The sequence below is a fragment of the Streptomyces sp. NPDC058092 genome (assembly GCF_042884935.1).
GTDB lineage: Bacteria > Actinomycetota > Actinomycetes > Streptomycetales > Streptomycetaceae > Streptomyces.
Window position 1 is genome coordinate 1 of sequence record NZ_JBHVSY010000056.1, and the last position, 6,714, is coordinate 6,714.

The window sequence follows — 6,714 nt, forward strand, 5'->3', positions numbered from 1 at the left end:
CTACGACGCTCGCCACGCTCCGGCCGGCACTCGCGAACGGCGCCCCGTCCCATCCCGGAGTCTGAGCGCCCCCGCCGGAGGCATCCTCTTGAAGCCGCGGGCTTGGTTCTCGTCTCATGCCCTCCGGGCCTATCCACTGCGGGCGCGCGTCGGCGGCGGCAGCGCCGAGCGGGCCGAAGGCAGGAGCGCGGGCGCAGCCAGAGCCGGGAAGCGCGCCCGGCGGAGCGGAGCGCAGCCGGGTGCCTTGATGAGGTAGAGAAACCTGTAACTTCCCGAAGCTAGCTGGCGGGCCAGACGTAGCACTTGGCGGGGATTTGCTGACTGTCTCCAAATTGGTGCGTGGCTCCGCCAATGAAGTGCCAGCCCAAGCGTTCGTAGAGGCGGATGGCTGCCTCGTCCTTGTCCATCACGTCGAGCACAAGGCGTATGCCGTTCTCCTCGGCGTAGTCCATGGCTGCGCGCATGAGGCTTTCGCCCACTGCGTGCTTCCGAGCGCTGCGCACTACGAACAGCCGGGCCAGAACGCCGATGCGAGTTTCGTCCTCTCCGCTCTGCTGCTGCCAGAGGGCGACGGCTTCCTCCCCCTCCGCCTTCATGATCGCGATATGCCCCACCACGCCGTCCCGGTGTGCTACCCATGCCTTCACGACTCCTGGCGGAGTGATCCATGCCTCGGGGTCATCTACACCCTCCACCGGGTAGCCGTCCGTCGAGTGGACTTCGATCAGGGCTGCCGCTGCTCCCGGGACATCGGCGTCTTCGAGGGGGCGGATGGTGGTGTCAGCCACGTGGGTCCTCCAGCAGAGCGGTGGGCTAGGAAACGGGCAGCTCGTAGAGCAGGCCGGTTTGGTCAGCGCGGTGTACGTACCGGGATACCTCGAAGGGCTCCAAGTTCTGATCCAGACTCGTGTGCAGCACTTCGAGTACGGGCACTCCTGGCAACAAGTCGAGTACCCGGGCCTCTTCGGGCGAAGGCATACGAGCGCTGATCTCGTCGCGCACCCGTGTCATCACGTGGCCCAACCCCTCCAGGCGTCCGTAGATCCCGTTGGGCCCTGACTTCGCCTGCATGAGGAGAGTGCCCTCCGCCTCTTCCCAGCGCAGATAGGTGGAGACGATCTGGACCGGCTCATCGTCAGCGAAGTAGTGGTTCTCACGGTGGACGACACTTTCGCTGTCGGTTGAGACCTGGAGCCGCTCGGCGACATCGGCAGGCGGCACCTCGCGGGCGATGCTCAGGACGTCGATGCGCGGGACCTTGCCCTGCTTCTTGGCCTCCAGGCGAAAGGGAGTCAGCCCGGTCTCTCGGTTGGCGATCGAGTACCGGTCGCTGCCGAAGCGGAACAGACGTTGGGGCTCGCGTACGAACACGCCTCGACCATGCTTGGCCGTCACGAGCCCCTGCTCAGCCAGCACGCGAATGGCTTCTCGCGCGGTGTTGCGCGCCGCTCCGTACTGCTCCGCCAAGGCTCGCTCAGACGGGAGCTTCTGGCCGGCCTCCAGCTCACCCCGCTCGATCGAGGCGCGGAGTGCGTCAGCGATTCGGCGGCTGGCTGGCTGCTGGGGGGAGCGGTCGGATGCGGTCATGAGCCGAGCATACCAACTGGCTTAAGCTAGCGTCTTGACCCTCGCTCTCCCTCGTGGTCAACTAGCTTAAGCCAGTAAGTGGCTCAAGCCAGTTGGGGGCGGCGTTCCTGCCGCCAAGCAGACACGCCGCCCCCCTGTCCCATCAGGGAGCTTCCATCATGACTGCTTCTGCTCTGGTTGTGCGTCGTTCGGTGTTGGGTCGGGCTTGCCCGGCCTGCGCGGAGTCACGCTGCACCGATCCCGCTGAGTGCCTGTACTTCCTGACCTCTCGCCCGTGGGCGGACTGTTCGGAGTGCGCCGGATCCGGCTGGGCCGGTGAAGACGACCACCTGTCGGTGTTCTGCTGGGCCTGCAACGGTGCCGGACTGGTGGAGCACACCACCGACTCCGTCGTACACGCCACCGTCAGCGCCCGAGGTCGCGCCCGCCTTCAGGCCCACACCGAGCGTCTGACCGCTGAGGTCTCCGACTCCGTGGAGGCAGCCGCGTGAGCTTCTTCGACGACGCCTTGCACGCAGCTGAGATGGCCGACGAGAAGCGGGCCGAACAGATCGGCATGTACCTCGACGCCCACGACGTACACCCCTACACCCGGTTCTTCACCGTGATCGATGACGCGCACTACGCCGAGGAAGACGCCAAGGTGCGCGGCCTCTACCCGCCCCTGGGGCACGGCTACCCGAGGGAGGACGACCAGTGACTTCCTTCCCCGTGGACCCGTCGGCTGTGGCCGGTACCGCCGCCATTGTCGGCACGGACCCGCTGACGCTGGCCGACCTCTTACGTGTGGCCAACGCTCCTGGCTTCGACCGGTGGCAGGAGCAGGTACGCCGCACCGGTGGCTGCTCGGACCCCATCCACCTGGAGGGCATGACCACCACCCGTGACACCAAGACCGGGCAGGTCCTCTACTCCTACAGCACCCAGGGCGAGCCCGGCGGGCGCCTGCGGGTGGCCTGCGGGAACCGGCGTGCCTCCCGGTGCCCCTCCTGCGCCTGGACCTACGCCGGGGACACCTTCCACCTGATCCGCGCCGGACTGACCGGCGACGAGTCCAAGGGCACCCCGCTCACGGTGCGTACGCACCCCAAGGTCTTCGCGACGCTCACCGCCCCCAGCTTCGGCCCGGTCCACAACCGGCCCACTCGCGGCCTCTGCCGGTGCGGCACCGACCACCCCGAGGGCTCGCCGGAACTGGGCTCCGCCCTGAACCCGGCCGCCTACGACTACGCGGGCGCGGTGCTCTGGAACAACCACGCCGGGGACCTCTGGCGCCGCTTCACCATCTACCTCCGCCGGGAGGTTGCCGCCCGCGCCGGCCTCACCCAGAAAGCCACGGCCGACGCCTGCCGGATCTCCTTCGGGAAGGTCGCCGAGTTCCAGAAGCGCGGCGCCGTGCACTTCCACGCGATCGTCCGACTCGACGGACCGGACGGCCCCGACACTGCCCCGCCGTCCTGGGCCAGCGTGGCCTTGTTGTCGGATGCGATCCAGGCCGCTGCTGCCCGTGTGAGCGTGCCCGTCCCGTCCTCCGGTGACCAACCGGCGCGGACCCTGCGGTGGGGCGCTCAGGTGGACGTACGCCAGATCGGCGCGGACAACGCGAACGACGACCTGACCGAACAGGCCGTAGCCGCGTACGTCGCGAAGTACGCCACCAAGGCAGCCGAGACCACCGGCACCGTGGACCGGCGCATCGGAGAGCTGGCCGAACTCGACAAGCTGACCGACCTGCCCGCCCATGCCCGGCACCTGATCGAAGCGTGCTTCGACCTGGACGACGCCTACCCGGACCGCAAGCTCTGGCAGTGGGCCCACATGCTCGGCTTCCGCGGCCACTTCTCCACCAAGTCCCGCGCCTACTCCACCACCCTCGGCGCACTCCGCCAGGTCCGCGCCGACTACCGGGCACGCCAGGAACGCCACGAACGCGGGCTCCCCGACCCCGACGACGCCCCGGAGGGCTCCACACTGACGCTCGCCCACTGGACCTACGCCGGGCACGGCCACACACCCGGCGAATCCTGGCTCGCCTCCACCATCGCCCGAGACATCCAGACCAACCGCGACACCGTGCGCGAAGTACGCGCCGAACTCGAAGCCCTCGACGGGTCGGAGGCATGGGCATGAGGCGGCTGCTTCCCGAGCGCTATCTGACGCCGGTCGATCTGGCTGACCTCCTCGGTGTCCCGGTCGAGACGGTCTACCAGTGGCGCCGCAAAGACACTGGGCCCCGCGGCTTCCGCGTCGGCCGACACCTCCGCTACGACCCCGAAGACGTGCGCATCTGGGTCGCCGCACAGATGGATAAGGGAGTTGTCTGATGGCCGGACACATCCAAGACCGCTGGTACAAGACCGAGCCTGGGCCGAAAGGCAAGATGGTCAAGGTTGCGACCGAGCGTCACGGTGTCGGTATGCGTTACCGCGCCCGCTACATCGGTCCCGATGGCAGCGAGAAGTCCAAGAGCTTCCCGGACAAGCAGAAGCGCAGGGCCGAGACCTGGTTGGCGAATATCGAGGCCGACATGTCGCGTGGCGACTACATCGCTCCGGAGGCCGGTAAGGCCACCTTCGAGCAGTACGCCACGAAGTGGATGAACACGCAGATGACAGACCCGTCCACTCGGGAGTCCGTCGAGATGCGGTTGCGTCTCCACGCGCTCCCGCACATCGGCAAGCGCCCCATCGGTTCCTTCAACCCGACACACATTCGGCTGTGGATGCGAATCCTTGAGGACGCAGGGCTCTCGGCGGCGTACCGGCGCGGCATCTTCGCTCACGTCTCCACAGTTTTCACGGCTGCCGTCGAAGACCGGTTGATCCGGGCGAATCCATGCAGAGCAAGGTCGGTGAAGGCACCCCGCCTCGACCCGCGCAAGGTCAAGCCTTGGTCCGCTGACCGGGTTATGGCCGTGCGGGCTGCGCTGCCTGAGCGGTATCGGGCACTTGTGGACCCCGCCGCCGGGTGCGGTCTTCGGCAGGGGGAGGTGTTCGGCTTGGCTGTCGAGGATGTCGACTTCCTCGGGGGTGTCGTGCATGTGGTCCGACAGGTGAAGCTTCTACACAACCGGCCCGTATTCGCCCCGCCCAAGGGCGGCAAGGAGCGGGAAGTTCCTCTGCCAGAGTCCATCGCCTTCGCGTTGGCCGGCCACCTCACGCAGTACCCGGCGGCGGAGGTCACCTTGCCCTGGAAGTCCTTGGACGGCCCGCCGATCACCGCTTCTCTGATCTTCCGGAGTCCCGAAGGCTTTTCTCTGAACCGGAATCGCTTCAACGATCGGCAGTGGCGCCCTGGTCTCCGTGCTGCTGGTATCGCCAACGGGAGGGATAACGGGATGCACGCGCTACGGCACTTCTACGCATCCGTGCTCTTGGACGCCGGGGAAAGCATCAAGGCCCTGAGCGAGTACCTCGGCCACCATGATCCGGGCTTCACGCTGCGGACTTACACGCACCTCATGCCAGCCAGTCAGACGCGTACGCGAGCAGCCGTGGACGCAGTGTGGGCCGCCCCGATCGCCAATGACGGCCCCGAGACGGCCCACGAGAGTTCATAGGTCGCTGACCTGCGGAAATCTCAGAAGCCGAAGAAGTGACTCGCCGGTCTTCTGGCCTGCGGTTCCTGTGCCTTCAACGCTCCTGACCTGCTGTTGAGCTATCAGCATCTGTCAGCGTTGGTTATCGTCGGGTGCCTTGGCACGGCCCAGCCACGGCCCAGCTGTTACCAAGTGCGCAGTCGGGCCACGCAACGTGCGTGGGAGCCACTAGTCTCACGTCATGGTGACGCCGGAAGAGATCGAGGCCCTCCTTCAATGCCCAGAAGGAGTCGACCTTGAATTCAAACATTCGAGAGTGCTGCCGCGCGTACTCGCGAGGACCATCGCTGCCTTCGCTAATACACGCGGCGGTACAGTAATTGTTGGCGTGGATGACCGTCAAGGCTCAGGCCCAGAAAGTCTGATAGGCGTAGAGGTCGACTCGTTCCAGCGCGTAGTCGAGTCCGTGCGGAGGCGTCTTACTCCCGTACCAGATTTTCGGGCGTACTGTGTTGCTGTACAAGGAAAGCAGCTTGGCGTCATCGAGGTTGAAAAGAACGCAGGCCGTAATATTGCGGCAGACGGGCAAATTGCAGTGAGGGCGGGCACTTATACGATAACTGTGCCCGCGCGTGAAATCTTGACAGAATCAGAATTCAGCGATCGCTCATCGTTCGAGGGTGGAAGCAGCCGCGAGGGCCGTAAGGTGGGGCGGCGCCGTAGGCTTATAACCATATTTGCACTTGCTGTTGGCGTGCCCGGAATGATCTTTCTGGTTCGGATTATCCAGGGGGCTAGCCCTGGGTCGCTATTGCCGGCGGTCCTCATACTTGTCTTTGGGATTCTTTTCTCGGGCGTGGCAGTCGAATTTGTAGGCTGGAGGCCCGATCCTGAGACGGTTTCCCCTACGCGGGAGCGGGTACGTCGGGCCGAAGCGAATCTTGAGCAGGAGCTTCGACTTCGCCATGCAGATGTCTCGGACGCAGAGGCCGAGGATGATGCCAGGCTCACCCTGTCTGCGCTCTGGGCCGTGACCCATCGCCGTTTGGATCACTATCACACCATTGCTTTGGGTCAAGCGGCAAAGTCTTTTCGGAACGCGCAGGTCGCTATGTCAGTTGGTTTTATACTGCTCATGGGTTTCGCTGCGATCGCCTTTTGGGCCAGCACTACGGCCGGTGCTGTGGTCGCGGGAGCGCTCGGAGCGGTTGCTGCTGCTCTCGCTGGCTTTGTAAGTAGAACCTTCGTCAAGTCTCAGGAAACTGCTGCCGGGCATTTGCGTGCCTACTTCGACCAGCCGCTTGAGTTTTCCCGCTACCTAGCGGCCGAACGTCTAATTGTCGATGCCCGTCTTGATTCTGGGCAGCGTGCGGAAATCCTAGGCGGTCTAGTGCAGGCGATGATCCTGGGTCAGCTTCCCGCTCCGGAGGCTCAGGAAAGTTCGCGGTCCGCACAAACCAACTAGCTGTCACCCGCGCCCTTACGTCTGCCCACCACTGACCTCGGCTCTCATCCCGTCCGCCTTCGACCCACACTCCGTGGAGCGGTCGTGGTTCAGGGCGTCAAGGTGGAGCGCGCCACTGTACGAA

At 65.3% G+C, this 6,714-nt stretch carries 8 protein-coding genes; 6 read left to right on the forward strand and 2 right to left on the reverse strand.

Annotated features, from left to right (window positions below; all coding sequences use genetic code 11):
- Nucleotides 1–278: 278 nt before the first annotated feature.
- A complete protein-coding gene (locus tag ACFVV1_RS40485) occupies nt 279–788 on the reverse strand; it encodes a GNAT family N-acetyltransferase (protein ID WP_375965027.1) in 510 nt (169 codons plus the stop codon).
- A gap of 25 nt (nt 789–813) precedes the next feature.
- Entirely contained in the window at nt 814–1,587 is a 774-nt protein-coding gene (locus tag ACFVV1_RS40490) for a GntR family transcriptional regulator (RefSeq protein ID WP_375965030.1), read from the reverse strand.
- A 368-nt stretch (nt 1,588–1,955) separates the two neighbouring features.
- Here ACFVV1_RS40490 and ACFVV1_RS40495 point away from each other — a divergent pair, with 368 nt between their 5' ends.
- The 6 genes from ACFVV1_RS40495 (at nt 1,956) to ACFVV1_RS40520 (ending at nt 6,590) form a co-directional block, all read left to right on the forward strand.
- Nucleotides 1,956–2,078: a hypothetical protein gene (locus tag ACFVV1_RS40495; protein ID WP_375965033.1), complete on the forward strand. Its 123-nt coding sequence runs from the start codon at nt 1,956–1,958 to the stop codon at nt 2,076–2,078.
- The gene (locus ACFVV1_RS40500; RefSeq protein WP_375965036.1) at nt 2,075–2,287 is read left to right on the forward strand and encodes a hypothetical protein; all 213 of its coding nucleotides are present in this window, start codon (nt 2,075–2,077) and stop codon (nt 2,285–2,287) included. Before ACFVV1_RS40495 ends, ACFVV1_RS40500 begins: the two co-directional genes overlap by 4 nt.
- Complete coding sequence (gene repSA / locus ACFVV1_RS40505) at nt 2,284–3,717, forward strand: replication initiator protein RepSA (RefSeq protein WP_375965039.1); 1,434 nt, start codon at nt 2,284–2,286, stop codon at nt 3,715–3,717. Before ACFVV1_RS40500 ends, repSA begins: the two co-directional genes overlap by 4 nt.
- A complete protein-coding gene (locus tag ACFVV1_RS40510) occupies nt 3,714–3,911 on the forward strand; it encodes a helix-turn-helix transcriptional regulator (protein ID WP_375965042.1) in 198 nt (65 codons plus the stop codon). Before repSA ends, ACFVV1_RS40510 begins: the two co-directional genes overlap by 4 nt.
- Nucleotides 3,911–5,146, forward strand: coding sequence for a tyrosine-type recombinase/integrase (locus tag ACFVV1_RS40515; protein ID WP_375965045.1), 1,236 nt, complete (start codon nt 3,911–3,913; stop codon nt 5,144–5,146). The genes ACFVV1_RS40510 and ACFVV1_RS40515 overlap by 1 nt, the downstream gene beginning before the upstream one ends.
- Before the next feature lie 220 nt (nt 5,147–5,366).
- Complete coding sequence (locus ACFVV1_RS40520) at nt 5,367–6,590, forward strand: helix-turn-helix domain-containing protein (RefSeq protein ID WP_375966133.1); 1,224 nt, start codon at nt 5,367–5,369, stop codon at nt 6,588–6,590.
- Nucleotides 6,591–6,714: the final 124 nt, after the last annotated feature.

Excerpts from the sequence above, each read along its gene's own strand:
- ACFVV1_RS40490 (WP_375965030.1), bottom strand. The coding sequence starts at position 1,587 with ATGACCGCATCCGACCGCTCCCCCCAGCAGCCAGCCAGCCGCCGAATC.
- ACFVV1_RS40510 (WP_375965042.1), top strand. The coding sequence starts at position 3,714 with ATGAGGCGGCTGCTTCCCGAGCGCTATCTGACGCCGGTCGATCTGGCT.
- ACFVV1_RS40515 (WP_375965045.1), top strand. The coding sequence starts at position 3,911 with ATGGCCGGACACATCCAAGACCGCTGGTACAAGACCGAGCCTGGGCCG.
- ACFVV1_RS40520 (WP_375966133.1), top strand. The coding sequence starts at position 5,367 with ATGGTGACGCCGGAAGAGATCGAGGCCCTCCTTCAATGCCCAGAAGGA.